16 protein-coding genes and 2 pseudogenes are annotated in these 18,571 nt (G+C 64.2%); 12 read left to right on the top strand and 6 right to left on the bottom strand.

All coding sequences use genetic code 11. From position 1 onward, the window contains the following. Positions 1 to 110: 110 nt before the first annotated feature. Positions 111 to 1,085 carry a LysR family transcriptional regulator gene (locus AQ610_RS15375; protein WP_006024656.1) on the top strand — a complete coding sequence of 325 codons (975 nt, stop codon included), beginning with the start codon at positions 111 to 113 and terminating at the stop codon, positions 1,083 to 1,085. A gap of 52 nt (positions 1,086 to 1,137) precedes the next feature. On the opposite strand, the gene atsR is transcribed toward AQ610_RS15375, so the two are convergent. Genes atsR through AQ610_RS15360 form a run of 3 tightly spaced genes read right to left on the bottom strand, consistent with a single transcriptional unit; the run spans position 1,138 to position 4,343 of the window. Continuing rightward, positions 1,138 to 2,946: a hybrid sensor histidine kinase/response regulator AtsR gene (gene atsR / locus AQ610_RS15370; RefSeq protein ID WP_006024657.1), complete on the bottom strand. Its 1,809-nt coding sequence runs from the start codon at positions 2,944 to 2,946 to the stop codon at positions 1,138 to 1,140. Next, a complete protein-coding gene (locus AQ610_RS15365) occupies positions 2,943 to 3,443 on the bottom strand; it encodes a putative pterin-binding protein (RefSeq protein ID WP_006024658.1) in 501 nt (166 codons plus the stop codon). The genes atsR and AQ610_RS15365 overlap by 4 nt, the downstream gene beginning before the upstream one ends. A gap of 24 nt (positions 3,444 to 3,467) precedes the next feature. Continuing rightward, the gene (locus tag AQ610_RS15360; RefSeq protein ID WP_009916514.1) at positions 3,468 to 4,343 is read right to left on the bottom strand and encodes a helix-turn-helix domain-containing protein; all 876 of its coding nucleotides are present in this window, start codon (positions 4,341 to 4,343) and stop codon (positions 3,468 to 3,470) included. 369 nt (positions 4,344 to 4,712) lie between these two features. Here AQ610_RS15360 and AQ610_RS38160 point away from each other — a divergent pair. From AQ610_RS38160 to AQ610_RS15325, 7 genes and pseudogenes are all read left to right on the top strand, one after another. Continuing rightward, positions 4,713 to 5,157, top strand: a pseudogene (locus AQ610_RS38160) (sel1 repeat family protein). Positions 5,158 to 5,304: 147 nt separating this feature from the next. Beyond that, positions 5,305 to 5,876 (top strand): annotated as a pseudogene (locus tag AQ610_RS15350) (hypothetical protein); the annotation flags it as partial. Positions 5,877 to 6,863: 987 nt separating this feature from the next. Continuing rightward, positions 6,864 to 7,766: a phytanoyl-CoA dioxygenase family protein gene (locus AQ610_RS15345; RefSeq protein WP_006024663.1), complete on the top strand. Its 903-nt coding sequence runs from the start codon at positions 6,864 to 6,866 to the stop codon at positions 7,764 to 7,766. Between the two features lie 10 nt (positions 7,767 to 7,776). After that, positions 7,777 to 9,012, top strand: a complete 1,236-nt coding sequence (locus AQ610_RS15340) for an ATP-grasp domain-containing protein (RefSeq protein WP_006024664.1) — start codon at positions 7,777 to 7,779, stop codon at positions 9,010 to 9,012. A 37-nt stretch (positions 9,013 to 9,049) separates the two neighbouring features. After that, positions 9,050 to 10,147, top strand: a complete 1,098-nt coding sequence (locus AQ610_RS15335; RefSeq protein WP_006024665.1) for an N-acetyltransferase DgcN family protein — start codon at positions 9,050 to 9,052, stop codon at positions 10,145 to 10,147. Further along, the gene (locus tag AQ610_RS15330) at positions 10,144 to 11,469 is read left to right on the top strand and encodes an ATP-grasp domain-containing protein (protein WP_009916518.1); all 1,326 of its coding nucleotides are present in this window, start codon (positions 10,144 to 10,146) and stop codon (positions 11,467 to 11,469) included. Before AQ610_RS15335 ends, AQ610_RS15330 begins: the two co-directional genes overlap by 4 nt. A 70-nt stretch (positions 11,470 to 11,539) precedes the next feature. Beyond that, a complete protein-coding gene (locus AQ610_RS15325; protein WP_006024667.1) occupies positions 11,540 to 12,688 on the top strand; it encodes an NAD(P)-dependent malic enzyme in 1,149 nt (382 codons plus the stop codon). 67 nt (positions 12,689 to 12,755) lie between these two features. Here the strand turns inward: AQ610_RS15325 and AQ610_RS15320 are convergent, their stop codons facing one another. Then, positions 12,756 to 13,631 (bottom strand): LysR substrate-binding domain-containing protein, encoded by an 876-nt coding sequence (locus AQ610_RS15320; protein ID WP_015601957.1) that lies wholly within the window; start codon positions 13,629 to 13,631, stop codon positions 12,756 to 12,758. Between AQ610_RS15320 and AQ610_RS37910 the strand changes: the two genes are divergently transcribed. The 4 genes from AQ610_RS37910 (at position 13,630) to AQ610_RS15305 (ending at position 16,511) form a co-directional block, all read left to right on the top strand. Next, positions 13,630 to 13,752 (top strand): hypothetical protein, encoded by a 123-nt coding sequence (locus AQ610_RS37910; RefSeq protein WP_006024670.1) that lies wholly within the window; start codon positions 13,630 to 13,632, stop codon positions 13,750 to 13,752. The two genes, AQ610_RS15320 and AQ610_RS37910, sit on opposite strands and share 2 nt — an antisense overlap. A gap of 37 nt (positions 13,753 to 13,789) precedes the next feature. Then, a complete protein-coding gene (locus tag AQ610_RS15315; protein WP_043282021.1) occupies positions 13,790 to 14,305 on the top strand; it encodes a lipocalin-like domain-containing protein in 516 nt (171 codons plus the stop codon). A gap of 103 nt (positions 14,306 to 14,408) precedes the next feature. Continuing rightward, complete coding sequence (locus AQ610_RS15310; RefSeq protein ID WP_009916521.1) at positions 14,409 to 15,347, top strand: EamA family transporter; 939 nt, start codon at positions 14,409 to 14,411, stop codon at positions 15,345 to 15,347. Positions 15,348 to 15,425: 78 nt separating this feature from the next. Further along, complete coding sequence (locus AQ610_RS15305) at positions 15,426 to 16,511, top strand: enolase C-terminal domain-like protein (protein ID WP_009916522.1); 1,086 nt, start codon at positions 15,426 to 15,428, stop codon at positions 16,509 to 16,511. A 243-nt stretch (positions 16,512 to 16,754) separates the two neighbouring features. Here the strand turns inward: AQ610_RS15305 and AQ610_RS15300 are convergent, their stop codons facing one another. Both AQ610_RS15300 and AQ610_RS15295 read right to left on the bottom strand, forming a co-directional pair. Next, positions 16,755 to 17,153 (bottom strand): response regulator transcription factor, encoded by a 399-nt coding sequence (locus tag AQ610_RS15300; protein WP_231748928.1) that lies wholly within the window; start codon positions 17,151 to 17,153, stop codon positions 16,755 to 16,757. A gap of 59 nt (positions 17,154 to 17,212) precedes the next feature. Further along, positions 17,213 to 18,559, bottom strand: coding sequence for a 3-phosphoshikimate 1-carboxyvinyltransferase (locus AQ610_RS15295; RefSeq protein WP_043282023.1), 1,347 nt, complete (start codon positions 18,557 to 18,559; stop codon positions 17,213 to 17,215). Positions 18,560 to 18,571: the final 12 nt, after the last annotated feature.

Here is an 18,571-nt window from a genome sequence, read left to right as displayed (position 1 = left end):
GGCGTGCGAAACGTTCGACTATTCGGCGAAAGCGAATAGTCGCGAAGCGGCTTGAATCCGGGCCGCCGCGTGCTCTATTCTGTTTTGTTGGCGATTCGAAGGGGAAGGGCATGGACCGCATTCAGGCAATGGAGGTCTTCACCCGCGTGGTCGATGCGAACAGCTTCACGCGGGCCGCGGAGACGCTCGGGATGCCGCGCGCGTCGGTGACGACGATCATCCAGAATCTCGAGGCGCTGCTCGGCGTGCGCCTGATGCATCGGACGACGCGCCGGCTGTCGCTGACGCCGGAAGGCGCCGCGTATTACGAGCATTGCATCAAGATCATCACCGAGATCGCGGAGACGGACGCGAGCTTTCAGGTCGGCAACCGCAAGCCGAGCGGCGCGCTGCGCGTGCACATGCCGAGCTCGCTCGGCCGGCGGCTCGTGATTCCCGCGCTGCCGATCTTCCGCCAGCGCTACCCGGACATCGTGCTCGATCTGGGGCTGTCCGACCGCCCCGTCGATCCGGTCGAAGAGGGGATCGACTGCATGATCCGCGTCGGGCCGCTCGAGGATTCGTCGATGGTCGCGCGGCGCATCGGGATGCTCAAGCGCGTCACCTGCGCGTCGCCCGACTACCTGAAGCGCTTCGGCGAGCCCGTGGAGATCGCGGAGTTGGCCGCGCATCATGCGGTGAATTTCCGCGCGAGCCACGGTTCGCGGCCGGTGCCGTGGGTGTTCGTGATCGACGGCAGGCCGGTCGAGGTCAGGATGAACGGCGCCGTGACGGTCAACGATTCGGATGCCTACGTGACCTGCGGCGTCGAAGGCTTCGGGATGATCCAGCCGACGCTCTTCATGGTGCTGCCGCACCTGCTCGACGGCACGCTGCTGGAGGTGCTGCCGGGCTTCAATCCGAAGCCGAAGCCGATCTCGATCGTCTATCCGGACAACCGGCATCTGTCCGCGAAGGTCCGCGTGTTCGCCGACTGGATCGCCGAGCTGTTCGACTCGACGCCCGCGCTCGAAGGCGGCGAAGACTGGCGCAGCAGCGTCGCGGCGCGCGAGAAGCCGGCGCAGCGCAGGCAGGTCGCGGCGTAGTGGCGCGTCGCGGCGTGGCGGAGCCGGGCGTTGGCGCGGGTGGCCCGGCTTTTCAGCGCCGCAGCCGGTTCACGATGCCGCTGAGCGTGTCCAGATGAATCGGCTTGGGGATGAATGCATCGAAGATCGCGTGGTCGCCCGCGAGCATCGCCGATTCATACGCGCTCACGCCGAGTATCGCCGTCTTCGCCGCCGCGTCGGGCGACGTCGCCCAGCGAATCTGCTCGGCCACTTCGAAGCCGCTGATGTCGGGCAATTCCAGATCCAGCACGACGATGTCATGCCGGCATTCGCCGAAGCACCGCAGACCGTCCCTACCGGTGGCGCGCAAATCCACCTGGATGCCGAGCGCCGTCAGCATCGCGCCGAGCGTTTCGCGCGCGTTCTCGTTGTCGTCGACGACGAGCGCGCGCAGATCGCGATGCGGCATCTGCAATGACGGCTGCGCGTCGTTATCGGGCGCGTCTGCGCTGCCGGGCAGCTCGACCGGCAGCGTGACGACGAATTCGCTGCCCTCGCCGACGGCGCTGCGAACGTCGACATGCCCGCGCAGCGCGACGACGAGCTCCTGGACGACCGCGAGCCCCATCCCGATGCCGTCGACATGACGCACGCCCGGATCGTTCACGCGAAAGAACGGCTCGAAGATCTTCGACAGCAGATTTTTCGCGATGCCGACGCCGGTGTCGCGCACCGTGATTTTCATCGTTCGACTGGCGGGCGTGCCGGCCAGCTCCGCGGAGATCGCGATCGTTCCGCTGTGCGTGTATTTGATCGAGTTTTCGACGAGGTTGGACACGATCTGCTGGATCAGCTTGCGGTCCGACTTCACGACGAGCCCGGGCGGCTCGACGCGCAGCGACGCACCCAGGTGCTTGTCGCGGATCCTGCCGCGCAGCGGATCGACGACGTCGGCGAGCAGCGGCGCGACCTCGACGGTCTCCGACTGAACCGACCGATTCGTCGACCGGAGCTTGATGTAGTCGGTCAGGTCCTTCACCTGCGCTTCGAGCGATGCGGCCGAGTTCTGCAGGCGCTTGATCGTCTTCATGTTCGCGTCGGACTGGGGCCGTGCGAGCAACACTTCGATCGAACCGCAGATCGCCTGCAACGGCGTGCGCAGTTCGTGGCTGACCATGCCGAGGAACGCGTTCTTCGCGGCGATCATCTCGAATGCGCGATCGGACGCCTTGCGTTCCGCGTCGAGCGCCGCCTGCTGCTGCTCGAGCAGACTGCCGCGCGTGCGTATCGTGTAGAACAGCAGCAGGAACAGCGCGCCGAGAATGACGCCGAGCACGCCGCCCAGCATGACGATCGCGCGGCGCTTCTCCTTCAATTGATGAAACGTGAAGTCGCGCTGCTCCATTTCGATCGCGCGAAAATAATTCGCGAGCGCGTTCACCTTGGGCCAGTGCCGGGCGAGGTCTTCCTGCACGCGCTTCGCCTCGTCGGGGCGCTCGCGCAGCGCCGGAACGTCGCGACGCAGGCTCGCCATGAAGCGGGACAACCCGGCGATGTCGTCACGGGCCTTCGGGATGCTCAGCCAGTACGCGGAGACTTCGGACGGCCGCTCGAGGAAGCCGAACGACGCCTCGAGGCTGTCGAACTGAAGCAGCACGTTGTCGAAGTCGCGATCCTGGCGGGCCGCATAGAGAATCAGTTGCCGGTCGAACCGGCTGAACGAGTTCCGGTATTGCGCGGCGGTCCAGAACACGCCTTCGCGCGGGCCTTCCAGAATGCCTTCCTTGACGGACGTTCCGAGCAGGTCGTACAGCAGGAACGCCCACGCGGCGAAGCCCAGAATCCACAAGGATCCCAGGGTGACGATGATTTTTTCGTTTCGCCATTTGACCTGGCTCATTTCACCGTGAGTCCGATGATCTGCCATGCGAACTTCGCTTCGCTGATCGGCGTCTTCAGCTCATCGGGGAACTGGTCGCGCGGATACATGATCCACAGCGGCCCGTAGTTATTGTTGTCGAGCACCTTGCCGTTCATCGTCCGCGCGAGGATCACGCCGTATTTGTCGGCGTCGGAGGCGGGAATCGTGAACGTGTATTCGTCGATGCAATGGAACTCGATTTGCGTGCCGGTCGCGCCGACGGTCTTCAGGATGTCGCTCAGGCGCGGGCCGGTGAACGTCGCCTTCGGCGTCCAGCTCGTGGACGTCGTGATCGAATGCTGCGGCAGCGCCAGCAGCGCCGCTTCGGAAAAGACATACGCACGGCGTCCCGTCTGATTGGCGTGCTTGATGTTGCCGTCGACGGTGAACTTGAACGGGGCAGCGTGAGACGAGAGCGCGACGCCAAGCAGCAGCGCCAGCGCGAGGCTCTTTATCCAGTTCGTCGAAATCCGCATGGTTTCTCCTCGCAAAGTGGTGGTTCAACTCGCCTGCGCGTTGGGCGGATACGCAATCTTCAGCGCGCGCGCGACCTCGGCGAACAGGATCGGCAGCCTGACCGGCTTCTCCTCGCAGCGGGCATTGAAGCTCGACACGATTTCCGCGATCTCGTCTTCGCTCGCCTCGCCGGTCGAGATCTTTCCGGTCAGCAGAAAGATCGGCGCATCGGCATTTTCGCTCGCGCGGATGCCGCGCACGAGATGCGCGGCGGTTTCCGCGCCGAGCATCCAGTCGAGAATGTATCCGTCGAAGTCCTCGACTGCCAGCGCCTGGCGAAACGAAGCGCTGTCGTAATACGCGATCGCGGCGACGCCCTTTTCGGCGAAGTACTCGCAGATCGTTTCGGCGACGTCGGGCGAGTCGTCGACGACCGCGATCCGCACTTCGTACGCGCTGCTTTCGCTCGAGCGCAGCTCGATCACGTCGACCGGATAAGCGCGGCCTTCGGGCGCGTGCTTCCTTTCGTAGACGACCCAACTGTCCTGCCACTGGAGCGCGACGAAATCCGAATCGGCCTGGCTGCTTGTCCTCGTCGCGATCGCCGCGCGACACCGGAAGCGCCGCGTCTCGATGACGAGCGTCGCGTCGTGCATGTCGACGGCCGGATTCGGCGAGGCGCCCTTGTCGTCGAGCAGGATCGCGGGCGGCACGCCGAAGTACGACGCGATGTCCTGAAGCTGCGACAGATTCCACGGAATCTGCCCTTTCATCTTGCGCGTGACGACGGAAAAACTCAGGCCGAGGATGTTGGCGATCGTCGTGTTGTGACTGCGCGGCGCAATGCCCGTCCGAGTGAGGAGATCGCGGACTTTGGTGGCGGTGATCAAGTCGGCGTTGGCCGAATCGGGATGGGTCATTTCGGTGCGCTCCTCGGTGGATTTTGGTGGAAGAATAACAAAAGTGACGTGATATGCAAATTTGTTTCGTTTGAATTGGCTTGACATGCCAATTTTCTGCATTATTATGACGTTCTGCGTCACCATTGTTCGATGCGTCATGTCCGATGACGGGCGATACATGGCGATACATGGCGATGTCGGCTTCCGACGCGAAAGAAAAAACGGGTGCGTCGGGCCGAACGACTAGACAAGGGGAACCTGAGAGAGGTCTTGTGCAATAGCGTCCGATGATGGCGGCGTCGCATCCGCTGCGTCGGGCGGTATGGCTTGGTGCGGGTTCGAGCGATTTCAATTTGCAGCTCAAAAAAGACTCGAGGTCACGCCCAAATGCGCTGCCGTTTGTTCGCGTCGTCGCTGCTGTTGTGGCTGGCCGCGTATGCGCAGAATCCGTCCGCGAGCGACATGGCACGGATATGCGACGATCACGGCTGCTTCGATCGGCCTTAAAAATCAGATGTCCTATGAGTCGAAAAAGGACGATGCCGAGCAGGAGGACCCGCGGATCGCGGCGCTGAAGGAGCGCGCGAAAACCGAGCCGAAGGCGGCTTACGACCTGAGCCTGCGCTACTTCCGCGGCGACGGCGTTCGGCAGGACAGCTACCAGGCGCTCGGCGTCTTCTATCTGTTCGGCCTCGAAGAGATGGGCGCGCACGCGCGCGGACGAAGAGGATTGCAAGTGACGCACGCAATGGCGTGACGTCTATACGGCTACTGGTATTCGGGCTATCCGTACCTCGGCGTCTGGCGACAGACGGACTGGTCCTGGTATTGACCGTGTGCCGGCGTCAACGGGGCGATCGCAGGAGACCAACTCATCGCGCGCTTTGCCGAGGTGGCTTAACAGGGTTCGCACGAACGCGCAAGCCGAAAACAAAGACCAGCGACATCGATAACGACATGAAGACCATCTTTTCCCCCCACTCATTCTCAAGACGGCGGGCGCAATGCGGACTGGTGGGGGCCGTTCGGCAGCGCGACGAAGGTGACGAGCATCGATCCGCTGCTGCGCCTCGCCGTGCAGCGGTCGAGCCGCTTCGTCATCACGTCGATCGGCAATCCGAAGCGCGACGCGCGCCTGATGCGGATCACCGGCTTGCAGCGCAATTCCGGCGAATACCGCGCGGGCTCGAAGCAGCACAAGGGGCAGCGCGTCGCGGCCGATTACTGCATGGACCCGCAGATCGTGATCGACGATTCGCCGGTCGGCGGCATCGGCAGCATGATCGGCGGGCTGACCGGCGACAGCGCGGTGTCGATGCTTGCGGGCGGTGTGAAGACGAAAGCGTCGGTCGTCATGCTGACGCTGTTCGACATCCGCTCGGCGGTGCGGATCGCGGCGGCCGAGGGGAGTTCGACGACGCCGGAAGGCAAGGCGACCGTGGTCGCGTTCTCATCGACGCATGGAACAAGTTCGTCGTCGCGGTGCGCAATTGCAAGGCGCAGGACGTGAAGGGCGGGCTCGGGCGCGGCGGGCAATTGCAGGTCAACTGACGCGGGGTGCGCGCGCCGCCGGCGGGCTCGCTTCGGGCGACGATCGGCGACGGCGCGCAAGGTCTTTCGTCTTCGATTGGAGAGAGGCGGCGGCGCGCTGCCGTCTTGCCTGCGGCGACTTGCGGGCGAGGTCGAAGGCGAGGGGGGGCGGCATTGCAAGCCGAGAATCCGGTACGGGGACCGGGATTCCGGCTTGGCAAGGGGTTCGGGCTCGTGGCGGGCGTGGGCTTCTTGTTCGGTTCGGATCGCGCGAATGCTGGCAGTGATGACGGCAGGCGGGCGCTTCGATGGATGCCGGCCAGGTGGTGGTGACTTGTGCGCGGAGAAGCTGCGCCAAGTGGCTGGCTAAGTAGTGAAGATGAAGCCCCTGGTAATCGGTCGATTCCAGGGGCTTTGATTTTGGGGGAGTGGGTGGGTTGAAAGCCCGGCGCGACGAATTCTGATTCGGCGCGTGACGGGGCGCTCGCCCAAGCTCCGCGCTCCGGTCGCTCGTCGGTTACGGTCCGAAAACGGGTGGGAGACGGGCTCGGCGATATAGCGCGCAGTGTCCCGCGCAAGCTTTCGCCGTTTCGCCAATCGTCTCGAAGAAGCGGGCATCTTGCCACCTTACATGCACGGGTGATCCTCCATCGCCTCGCGCGTGTGCCGCGAATCGGCCTATCGGCCCGCAGCGCTTGCGCGGCTGAGGGCCCGCGCATCGACGGCTCACCTCTCTGTTTTTCTCGACGTTCACCGCGCATCGCGCGTCGGCGCTTCATCACGATTCGATTCGTAGAGACGGGTGACGAGTGCGAAGCCACGGCTCGACTCGGCGGTCTTTGGCGCGTGTGACTGCACGCGGTTCTCCGCCGCCCGCTTGCGTGCCGGCGGGCGCGCTATACCTTCGTCTAGCTGTCGGCGCGGTGGGCGCGGCGATACGATGGGTTTCAGCAGGCAAGCAGCGAGACGGACAAACAGTCAGATTCGATTACTCAGCGAGGGCGCGACATGTCATTTCACCTTTCCGATGAAGAAGTGGCCGCGTTCGACGAGAACGGTTTTCTCGTCGTCCGCGATTTGCTGGACGCCGAAGCACTCGCGTCGATGCATGCGGCGATCGCCGAGATCATTGGCGCTGCCAACGACTTGCGCGAAGTCGCGGAACTGGAGCCGGATGATCCGTCGATCATCCGGCGCATCTGGGAACCGTCGAAGCGCCACGCCGCCTTTCGTGCGATACAAGAGGACCCGCGCATCGTCGATCGGCTCGAATCGCTGATCGGGCCGGATATCGTCTTTCACCACAGCAAGCTCAACATGAAGGGGCCGCGCGTTGGTTCACCTGTCGAGTGGCACCAGGATTTTTCCTATTATCCGCATACGAACCCGAAACTGGTCGCGTGTCTCGTCTACCTCGACGACGCCGGCGAGGACAATGCATGCCTGCGCGTGTTGGCCGGCTCGCATCGCGCGTCGATCTACGATCATACGGAGCACGGCTATTTTCGCGGCAAGGTCGCCCTCGCGAATCTGCCGGCGGGGTGTACGGAGATGACGGCCTCCGGCGGCGCTGGCACGGTGGTCTTCCTGCATTGCAAGGCTTTGCATCGTTCCGACTCGAATCGCTCGGAACACTATCGCCGCTGCTTCATTCCCGCGTACCGCGCCGCCGACGCGCTGCCGATCTACTACGGGCCGCATGCCGCGCACAACGAGCCGGGAACCTATCTGCTGCGCGGGCAGCGCCGTCCGGTCGCGCTGAGCGAGGCCGGGGAATACCCGCTGCCGATCACGGAGAAGGCCTTCAACTCGCTCTATGCGCTTCAGCAAGGCGAGCACTTGCTCGCCGACGAACTGCACACTCGCTCGAGCGGATACGCGACGCACGTGCAGGCCGCAGCGCAAAAGTGACGAGGGCGCGATGAATCCGCATGTCCTGGTGATGAACCGCTGGCCGCAGTATCGGAACGATCGTCAGTGGGATCATGAACTCTGCTGCTACGACGACATCGTTGCGCCGCATTGCGATGTCAGCTATCTGTGCGACGATGAGGGCCGTCGCGGCGTGCCGGCTACGGCCGATCCCAGCCGCGTGCATGCCGTCGCCGATTTCGACGATATCGGCGCGTTGCTCGAGCGGGTGGCGAGCGTGATCGACATCCACGGGCCGATTACGCACGTGCTGGCGTTTTCGGAATATTTGCTCGATTCGGCGGCAGTCGTCAGGGCGCATTTCGGCATTCCGGGGCATTGGCCCGACGACGTCGACCGGTTTCGCGACAAGACCGAGATGAAGCGGTTGCTGCGGGCGGCGGGCATTCGCGTGCCGGCGTGGTTCGCATGTGACGGAGCGGACGACGTCGATGCGCGCGCGCTCGAACTGGGATTTCCGCTGATTCTGAAACCGGTGCGCGGCGCGTCGAGCAAAGGCGTGCTGAAAGTGGCGTCCGCTGATGCGTGGCGCCGCGTCGTCGAAACGAGCGATCTTCGCGGGTTCGAGATCGAGGAGTATATCGACGGCGACATTCTCCACGTGGACGGCGTGGTCGATGCCGCCGGGCGGAGCGTGTTCGCGTCGGTCAGCCGGTATGTCTCGTCTTGCCTCGATTTCGAATCCGGCGCGCCGCTCGGCTCGGTCGTGCAGACCGAATCGCCCGCGACGGCCGCGTGCCGCTCGTTTGCGGCCGCCTGTCTGCAGGCGCTCGGATTGCGCAGTTCGGCATTCCATCTCGAGTTGTTCGACCGCAACGGCGAACTCACCTTTCTCGAAATCGGTGCGCGCGTGCCGGGCGCCGACGTGCCGTACGTCCTGCATCGCGTTTTCGGCGTCAATCTGTTCCGGATGTGGGTCGACGTCGTGCTCGGTCGCCCGATACAGCCGCTGCGGCCGGCGGCCACGAGCGGCGGCTGGCTGACGATTCCGCGCCCGGGCCCGCTGCCGCGCAAGGTGATCGCGGCACCCTCCCTGATCGGACGCGTGCCGGGACTCTATCGCGAGCTGGTTCCCGCCGCGGGCGAGATGCTGGCCGACACCGGCGGCGGCTATACGCACCTGCAGGGCGGGCGTTTTCTCGTCGAAGGCGACAGCGAAGCGCAGGTGCTCGCTTCGATGAGCGCGATCAGGGCGCAATACGTGCTGGAAACTGTCCCCGCGTAAAGCGCTTTTCCGTTTGACCGTTCAATGGAGGCTCTGGATGCAAACCTTATCTCATGCCGAACTGCTCGCGAAGAAGTGCGTGGTTTTTGCCGAAGGTTGCTTCGGATTGTTCACGAGCAAGGTCGCGGCGTCGTATCTTCGCTACCGGCCCGACCGCTGCCTCGCCGTGATCGATAGCACCCAGGCCGGCAAGCGCGTGGAGGAGGTGATCGGCTACGGCGGCGACATCCCGATCGTGGCGGACATCGAGCGCGCGCTGGAATTCGATCCGGAGGTGCTGTTCATCGGCAAGGGGCTGCATTCCGCGCAATTGCCGCCGGGCTGGAAGGAGCCGATTCGCATCGCGATGCAGCGCGGCCTGCATGTGATCAACAGCATCCATTTCAGACTGCGTACCGATCCCGATCTCGCAAAAGCCGCGGACGAGGCCGGTATCGTGATCTGGGAGACGAAGGAGCCGGTTCCGCTCGAGCTCAACAAGGCGCGCGTGCTCGAGCTGAACTGTTTCGTTGCGCACACGTGCGGCAGCGATTCGAATATCGGGAAAAAGACCACGGCGCTCGAGATTACCCGCGAGGCGAACCGACGGGGTATCCGCACCGGATTCGCGGCGACGGGGCAGACCGGCATGCTGATCTCCGGCACCGGGATCGTCGTCGATTGCATTCCGAGCGATTTCGTCGCCGGCGCCGCGGAAAGGGTGGTGCTCGACGCGGCCGTCGGGAACGACTGGGTCGTGCTCGAAGGGCAGGGATCGCTCAATCACATCGGCGCGAGCGGCATTGCGCTCGCGCTGCTGCATGGCGGTTTGCCGCATGCGTTGATCTTTTGCCACCGGCTCGGGCTCGAGCGCACGAAAGTCTGGAATACGAAGATTCGGCCGCTTCCGGAGCTGATCCGTCTGAACGAGGCGCTGACGGTTTTCGAACGGCCAGCGAAGGTCGTGGCGATCAGCGTCAACAGCGCGGGCCTGAGCGACGACGCGTACCGTAGCGAAGTGCGGCGGCTGCAAGAACAGACCGGCTTGCCCGTCGTCGATCCGTGCCGTGACGGAGCTGGCCTGCTCGTCGATGCGCTGCGCGCGTATCAGCAAATGCACGATGCGCGCCGGCCGGTTGGGGAGGCCGCGCAATGAAAGACGCGATCGTCTTGTTGATGCACCAGGGCAATTCGTTTACGCGCGAGCTGAATGCGCTGCTCGCCACGCGCGACATCGCGATCGTCGCGATCAGTTCGCTGCCGCCCGATCAGGATGTGTTCGATCGCAACAAGCCGCTGCTCGACGACTGGGTGCTCGCCGAGCGCGCCGAGCTTGCGCAGGCCGACATCGACGAGGCGGTCCGGACGTTCGAGCGGCGCGGATACCGGCTGCTGGCGGCCATCGCGACTTTCGAGGGCTATCGCTTGCTGATGGCCGATTTGAATCGCGCGCTCGGTACGCGCGATGCGCCGCGCGAGGCGCTGGAGCTCGGGCTCGACAAGTTTCGCTGCCGGGACTTTCTCCGCCGTGCCGGATTGAGCGCTGTCGAGTGCATTCCGCTTGACGCCGACGCCGACGGCGACCCGGCGCGGCTCGATCTGGACCCGTCGCGCCGCTGGTTCGTCAAGCCGGTGCGCGGCGCCGCGTCGTTCGGATGCTTCATTCTGGATAGCGCGCGCGATCTCGACGATCTGCCGAGAATGCGCGCGCAGATGCTTGGCGACCGAAAGCTGTCGGCCATCTTCATGGGCAAGTACGGCTTCTTCGCGGAGGAATACGTCGAGGGGCCGGAATTCAGCTTCGAGCTCGTCGCGTCCGGGCAGCCGCGCGTCGTTTGCATTCACGAGAAGGCGCGGGTCGAACGGCGGCGGCGAACGACGCTCGAAAGCATGTCGATTTCGCCGCCGATTTCATTGCCGCGCGACACCTTGCTGGAAGGCGCGCGATTCGTCTGCGAATGCCTGACGCGCATCGGTCTGACGGAGGGCGCGTATCACGTCGAGATGAAGTACTGGGAGGCGAAGCAGCGCTGGGAAATCATCGAGGTCAACCCGCGCATGGGCGGCAGTCTGATCAACGCCAGCACCGAGCGCGTGACCGGCGTGTCGATGCTCGAGATGTGGCTGCGGGCGCTGCTGTTGAAGGACGACGCCGAGCGCGCGGTGCTTCACGCGTTCATCGATCGCGTGTCGCAGCTCGCGCGCCTCGACGATCCCGCCGAGCAGCGGGCCACCGTATTCGTCAGCAAGTACGGTGAAAAAGGCCGCACGATCGAGTCGATCGGCTATGACCCGGCCGGATGCGCGCCCGACTTGATCGAGCTGCACGGCAAGCCGGGGCTCACCCTCGAGGATTCGGATCGAGCGATCTGCGTGATGGACGCGCTCTGGGCAGTCGACAGACAGACGCTCGCGCAATCGGTCGAACTGCTCGAGCGCGAATCAGATGCGCGTTTCCGGATCAGCTATCGCGAATAGCGGATGCCCGCCGGCTTGCCGCCGGAGGGTGCGTTTTTTCTCAATCCAGTCCAAATCCAGTCGAGAGCTCATGCTCATGATCGATCTATCTCATCCGGCGTTTCAGGCGCATCTCGGCGGAAAGCTGCAGGTGACGGGCAGAGTGGGCATCGAGACCCGCGAAGACCTCGCCCGTGTCTATACGCCCGGTTTCGCCCGAGTCGCCGCAGCGATTCATCGCGACCCGGAACTGATCCGGCGCTATACGATTCGCCAGAACACCGTCGCGATCGTGACCGACGGCACGGCCGTATCCGGCATCGGCGACGTCGGGCCGCAGGCCGCGCTTCCGGTGATGGAGGGCAAGTCGCTCGTGTTCCGCCGTTTCGCAGGCATCAACGCGGTGCCGATCTGCGTCGACACGCGTGACAGCGGCGAGATCGTCGATACCGTGGCCCGCATCGCGCCGGCTTTCGGCGCGGTGATGCTCGAGGATATCGCGGCGCCGCGCTGCTTCGAGATCGAGGCGCGGCTCGAGTCGATGCTCGGCATTCCGGTATTGCACGACGATCAGCACGCGACCGCGATTTCGGCGGGTGCCGCGCTCCTCAATGCGCTGAAGCGAATTGGCAAGCGGATCGATGAAATCAAGGTTGTGATGGTGGGGGCAGGAGCGGCCGGCACCGGCTGCGCGAAGCTGTTCAAGCAGCTCGGGGTGGCGCGGCTGATCGCGTGCGACCGCGCCGGCGCGATCCATCGCGAACGGGCCGATCTCAATATCGCGAAGGCGTGGTTTGCCGAGCATACGAACGACGCGTGCGAGACCGGCACGTTGCGCGACCTGCTGGCGGGGGCCGACGTGTTTCTCGGCGTGTCGGGGCCGGGGGTGGTGACGGCGGGTGATATCGGCTCGATGGCGCGCGATCCGATCGTCTTTGCGCTGGCGAATCCAGAGCCGGAAATTCTGCCGGCGGACCTGCGGACGACGTCGGCCATCGTCGCGACGGGCCGCAGCGACCTGCCGAACCAGATCGACGGCGGGCTGGCCTATCCGGGGCTCTTCCGCGGCGTGCTGGACAGCCACGCGCGGGCTTTCACAGACGCGATGAAACTGGCCGCCGTGCACGCGCTGGCAGGCCTCGTCGACGTGGATCAACTCGACGCCGGCTGCATCATTCCGGACATCTTCGACGAGCGGGTCATGCCCGCCGTCGCGGCAGCGGTAGCCGGTGCGGCATGACAGCGCTGCCTGGAACCGGCGCGGCCCGCGCGGACGGCATGGCGGCGGCTTGTCGCCATGCCGGGCGTTACGCTGCAAGATGCTCGGCAGCGCTTTTCAACACGACCTGCTTGAGCTGATCGAGCGCGGGCGACAGCTTCCGGTGGGCACCATGCAGGCAAAGGTCGACCGAAGGCAGTTCCGGGAGGCCGTCCTGCGTACCGAGCCGCCGCAGCGCGGACGGAATGCCCGCGGCCGTGCGCAGCGTGATGCCGAGGCCCGCGGCGACGCCCGCCCACAGGCTGTTCAGGCTCGCGGTGGTGTAGGCAAGCCGCCACGAGACGTTCGCGTCGTCGAGCGCCTGCACGCCTATGCGGCGGAACAGGCAGGGCGGATTGTAGAGCGCGAGGTCCAGCGGGCCGTCGGAGCTCGAGAGGGGTTCGACGTTCGCCGGACCGATCCAGGTCATCGGCAGCCGCGCGACGTGCTCGGCGTCGGGGCGCGTCTGATGATCGAGGGCGAGGACCAGATCTAGCTCCCCTTTGTCGAGACGTTCGAGCAGCAGGCGATTGGGTTCGACCGCAACTTCGACGCGCACGGCGGGATGGGTTTTCTTGAATGCGCCGAGGACGGCGGGCAGCCAGGTTTCCGCGAAATCGCCCGGCAGCCCGAAACGTACGCTGCCTTCGAGCACGGCGCCGCGCACCGAGCGTATGGCTTCGTCGTTGAGGTCGAGAATGCGTTTCGCATAGGAGAGGATCACGTCGCCCGCGTCGGTCAGCACGAGTCCGCGCCCTTGGCGGCGAAACAGCGGCAGGCCGACTTGTTCCTCGAGCTTGCGGATTTGCTGACTGATTGCGGATTGGGATCGGCCGACGCGCTCCGCCGCGCGATTCAGGCTGCCCAATTGATGAGCGGCCAGCAGCGTTCGCATCACATCCATATCGAGATTCGGTGGAGACATGATTCAGTTTTCCCGCAGCGTCGATGCAGAATTATCGCATTTCTTCCTGAACCGTTTGGCTATCATCAAGGCGATGGTTGCGTCTAAAAACGGAAGCCGGTTTTGTGCGAATGAAACATGATTTTTGATTGACTGGATGACGATTCGGGAGTTTGAACATGACAGAAGGGCGAACGCTGATTAAATCGGCAATGGCGCTGGCAATTTCCGCAGGGATATTCGCGACGCCGGCGGTATTCGCCGCGGGCGATTCTGCGGCGTCGCTTGCCGGCACCTGGACCCTTGTCGCAGCGGACGTCGAACATCCGGACGGCACGCGTGCCAGGGATTACGGCACCGCGCCGTCCGGCCTCATGATGATCGATCGCGAGGGACGTTATTCGGTGCAGATATTCAAGGCGGAACGCAAGCGCTTCGTTTCGGGCGACAAGCGCTCGGGAACGAATGCAGAATACAGGGATGCGGTGATGGGATCGAGCACGCACTTCGGCACGATCGAAATCGACCATGCCGCGCACTCGCTGGCTTTTCATGTTCAGCATGCGTCATTTCCGAACTGGGAGGGCGAACGGCAAATGCGCACGTATGAACTGAACGGCGACGAATTGAGCTATCGCGTCGTCGCGCGTCCGAACGGCGATGTGCCGATATCGGTGTGGAAGCGGGCGCAATGAATCCGTTCGCAAGACGCGGATTTCGTGGTTCGCAAGCATGCGGAACGCGGGCGGGTGTGGCTGTCTGCACGACCCGATCGTCGATCGAGTCATGCGGATAACTATGGAGATGCCGTTGCAAGTCTCGACCGTATGGGAATGGGCGTGGGTGCCTATCGTGCTGTGCGCCGCGTTCGGGCGCACCGTGCGCAATGCCGCGCAGCGCAGCCTGACCGAGCAGGCGGGAACGTTGCCGGCGACGCTGGTGCGCTTTTTGTACGGCTTGCCGTTTTCGCTGCTCTGGGTGCTGCTGTTATGGCGGGCGGCGGGCGGGCTACCCATCGTCACGCCTGCCTGGGCGGGCTGGTTGACGCTCGGCGCGGTCGCGCAACTGGGCGGCACCGCGTTGCTGCTGATGGCGATGAAGCAGCGAAATTTCGTCGTGTCGGTGGCTTTCTCGAAGACCGAACCGTTGCAAGTGGCGTTGTTCTCGCTGCTGGTCCTGCATGAAGCGCCGAGCCGGATCTCGATGCTCGGCATGCTGATCGCGATGTTCGGCGTGATCCTGCTGACCTGTCCGAAACCTGGGCAGCACGCGGCGGCTGCGAGTGCGGGCGGCCGGCTGGGCCTGTCCGCCGTCTATGGTCTGGGCGCGGGGGCGTCGTTCGCGCTGATGGCGGTCGGCTATCGCGCAGCGGCGCTGCACCAACCGGGCATTACGCCGTGGCTGAACGGCGCATGGGGTGTGCTGTGGGCGCAGTTGATCCAGTCGGTCCTGCTGGGCGGATATCTGGTGCTGACGAATCGCTCGGGGTTGCTCACGATCATTCGGATCTGGCGTTTTTCGCTGACGGTCGGAACGGTCGGCGCGCTCGCGACGATCGGGGAGTTGACCGCGCTCGCGTTGCACGGCGCGGCGGATGTGCGCACGCTCGGGCTGATCGAGGTGCTGTTCAGTTATCTGGTGTCGCGCAAGCTGCTGCGCGAAAAACTCGGCGCGTTCGAGCGCTGGGGGCTGACGCTCGTCACCTCCGGGCTCATCGTCGTATGCGCGCAGTTCTGACGGTTCGGGCGGCGGCGCCCGGCGCATGGCGACTCGTCGCCGAGCCGGGGCCGACGCGCAAGACGAGGGAGGGGGGTCATGTCGTCTGTATTGACGTTTCGCGAGTTGACGGCCACCGCGGTGCGGTTGCCGATGTCGAACCCCATCCGCACGGCGAGCGGCCTGATCGCGGACGCGCCGTTCGTGTTGATCGACCTGCATACCGAGCAGGGGGTGACGGGCCATGCCTATTTGTTCGTATTCACGCCGATCGTGCTCAAGCCATTGTCGACGCTGATCGCGTCGTTCGGCGAGCTGCTCGAAGGAAAGCGGCTCGCCCCGCTTGATGCGCGCGATCTGCTCGAGTCGTATTTCCATCTGGTCGGCAATACCGGGCTCGTCAGCATGGCGGTGGCCGGCGTCGAGATGGCGCTTTGGGATGCGCACGCCCGCGCGCTCGGCGTGCCGCTCGTCCGTGCGCTCGGCGGCGCGCCACAGCCCGTTCCGGCTTATTCGAGCATCGGCATGCTCGGCGTCGACGCTAGCTGCCGGCTCGCGGAGCAATCGCTGGCGCGCGGTTTCCGCGCGATGAAAATCAAGATCGGCTACGTGACGCTCGAACAGGACCTCGAAGTCGTCCGAGCGGTGAAATCCGTGCTCGGAGATCAGTCGATGCTATGCGTCGACTACAACCAGGGATTGACGCTGGACGAGGCGATTCGCCGTTGCCGCGCGCTCGACGAGTTCGGATTGGGCTGGATCGAGGAGCCGACCCGACAGGATGACTACGCAGGGCATGCGCGCATTGCGCGCGAAACGATCACGCCGATCCAGATGGGCGAGAATTGCTTCGGGACGAGCGAGCTTGCGAAGTGCATTGCCGCCGGCGCATCGGATCTGCTGATGTTCGATCTGATGAAGATCGGCGGCGTGTCGCGCTGGCTGCACGGCGCGGCGTTGGCCGATGCGGCGTCACTGTCGGTCAGTACGCACAATTATCAGGAATTCAGCGCGCACCTGATGGCGGTCACGCCGACCGCGCACTGGTTGCAGTATTACGACTACGCTGATCCCGTGCTTGCCGAGCCGATGCGGATCGTCGACGGGAATGCGCTTCCGAGCGAAACGCCCGGAAGCGGCGTCGAATGGGACCAGGCGGCGCTCGCTCGCTATCGGATTGCGTGAATTCCATACGAGGGGCGGCATCGAGTTCGGGGCGCGCGGCGGGCGATGTCGGATGGCACCCGGCGGACCGCGCGCCGCCGCCTCGTCCCCGCGTGGTCGACGATATGGGAAGTCGAAGCCGGGCTCGGACGATCCGGCCTTTCGGCGGAAGGCCGGGCGATGACTCGGACGAGTCTGTCAGGGTTCGGGGAAATAGGGATGACGGTGTGTACGATTCGCAGACGGCGCAAGCCTCGCGCTCGCTCAGTACACGTTGGTCGATTCTTCACCCATTTTGTCCCGGATGAGATCGATGCCGCGCACGGCCGCCGTGGTGCGGTTCCGGACACCCAGCTTCTTGAACAGCACGCCGATGTGCATCTTCACGGTCACGATTTCGATGCCGAGCAGACGTGCAATGGCCTTGTTCTGGTAGCCCTGGATGATGTAGGTCAGGATTTGTTGCTGCCGGGACGACAGTTTCGGAGGAGTCTGGCCGGATTCGCTGTCCAGCGTCGGCTGCGAGGTGGGTTGCCAACGGTGCTTGGGAGACGTACACGAACTTTCCGACGGCATCGCGTGGCGTTGCGATCGGGCGCGGCTGTCGGCTTGCGACGCATGCGTATCGCTGCCGTCGAGTTTGAATCGATTGTCCACGGGCATCTCCGAGGTGGTGGGGAGGAAGTATGACGACGCGTGAGGCGCCGTCCAACAACGTCGATTCAGTCGTCCGCGGCGGCGACGTAGTAGTGGGCCGCGGCGAGGCTTTCCACGCCGAGCTTGCGGAATTGGTCGATGAAATCCGGAAACGAGCACGACACGTCGGCATATCCGTCGAGGCTGCAAGCGTTGTCGAAGCGCAAGGCGGCGACGAACAGCGACATGAAGTTCCGGTGGTCGCCGTTGCTGCTGAGCGAAACGCCGCCCGCGTAGCGATCCCTGCCGCGCGTGACGAAGCCGTCCGTGTGGCCGTCAGGGTGACGAATGATCTCGATATCCGCTCCCAGTTTGCGGACTTCTCCCACCATCGATTCGATGCGCGACGATTTATGAAAGCGAGTGACCGAGCCGCCCCGCACGGTCAGTTTCCCCTTGACGAAGAGACTCAGTGCGACGAGCGTCGGAATGATGTTGGGTCCGCTGCTGACGTCGAATTCGAAATTCCCCTCAAGATCGGCATTCGAGCTGTCCACGTCGAGCATGTGGCCTGACGCATAGCGCAGACGGACGCCGAGCGCCTCGACGATGTCGACGAAGAGTCTTTCTCCTTGCAATGTCTTTTCCTGAATGCCGGCGATCCGATAGACGCCCGGAAAGAGCGCGCAGGCCATCAGAAGGTAGGATAGCGAAGTGAAGTCGGCGTTGATATGCGTGTCGAAGGCCCGGTATCCGCCCGGTGATACGCGGTATGCGGTGTAGTCCGGGCTGGCTTGCACGTCGATTCCGGCGAGTCTCATGAAATCGAGCGTCTGGTCGATATACGACTGGGACAGGACGGGCGGCGTGATCCGGATGTCGACGCCGCGCTGCCCGAGCGGAGTGGTCATCAGCAACGCAGTGACGAACTGTGAGCTGATGTCGCCCGCCAGCGTGCAATGTGAGCCGTCAAGCGCCTTGCCCCAGTTGATCACGGGTGCTTTGCCGTCGTCGCCGAGATAGGTGAAGTTTGCGCCGAGCGCGTGAAGGGCGTCGAACAGCGGCTTCATCACACGCCGGCGCAGCGTTGCGTCACCGGTGAGAATCGTCGGAATGCCGCGCATGCTGCTTAACGCCATCATCGTTCGAAACACGAGGCCGGAGCCTTTTGCGTCGATGACGTGAACGTCGGTGCTGAAGCGGCCACCGATGCCCGTGATCGTCAGCGTATCGGGGGTTTCGTCGATCGTTGCGCCGAGCTTGCGGCAAGCGGCCTTCATCGTTTCCGTTTCGATGCAGCGCAGGTCGTTGTGCACGACCGAGGTGCCGTGGGCGAGACTGGCGGCGACGATTGCGCGCTGGGTCTCCGGTTTCGAGGCGGGAACCCTCATATCCCGCCCCAATGTTTTAATCGGTTCGACACGTAAGTACATACTTCCTCCAAT

The sequence above is a fragment of the Burkholderia humptydooensis genome (assembly GCF_001513745.1).
In the GTDB taxonomy this organism is placed as follows: Bacteria; Pseudomonadota; Gammaproteobacteria; order Burkholderiales; family Burkholderiaceae; genus Burkholderia; species Burkholderia humptydooensis.
The sequence above is the reverse complement of the archived record's forward strand: the minus strand, read 5'-3'. Positions and strand labels throughout refer to the sequence as shown.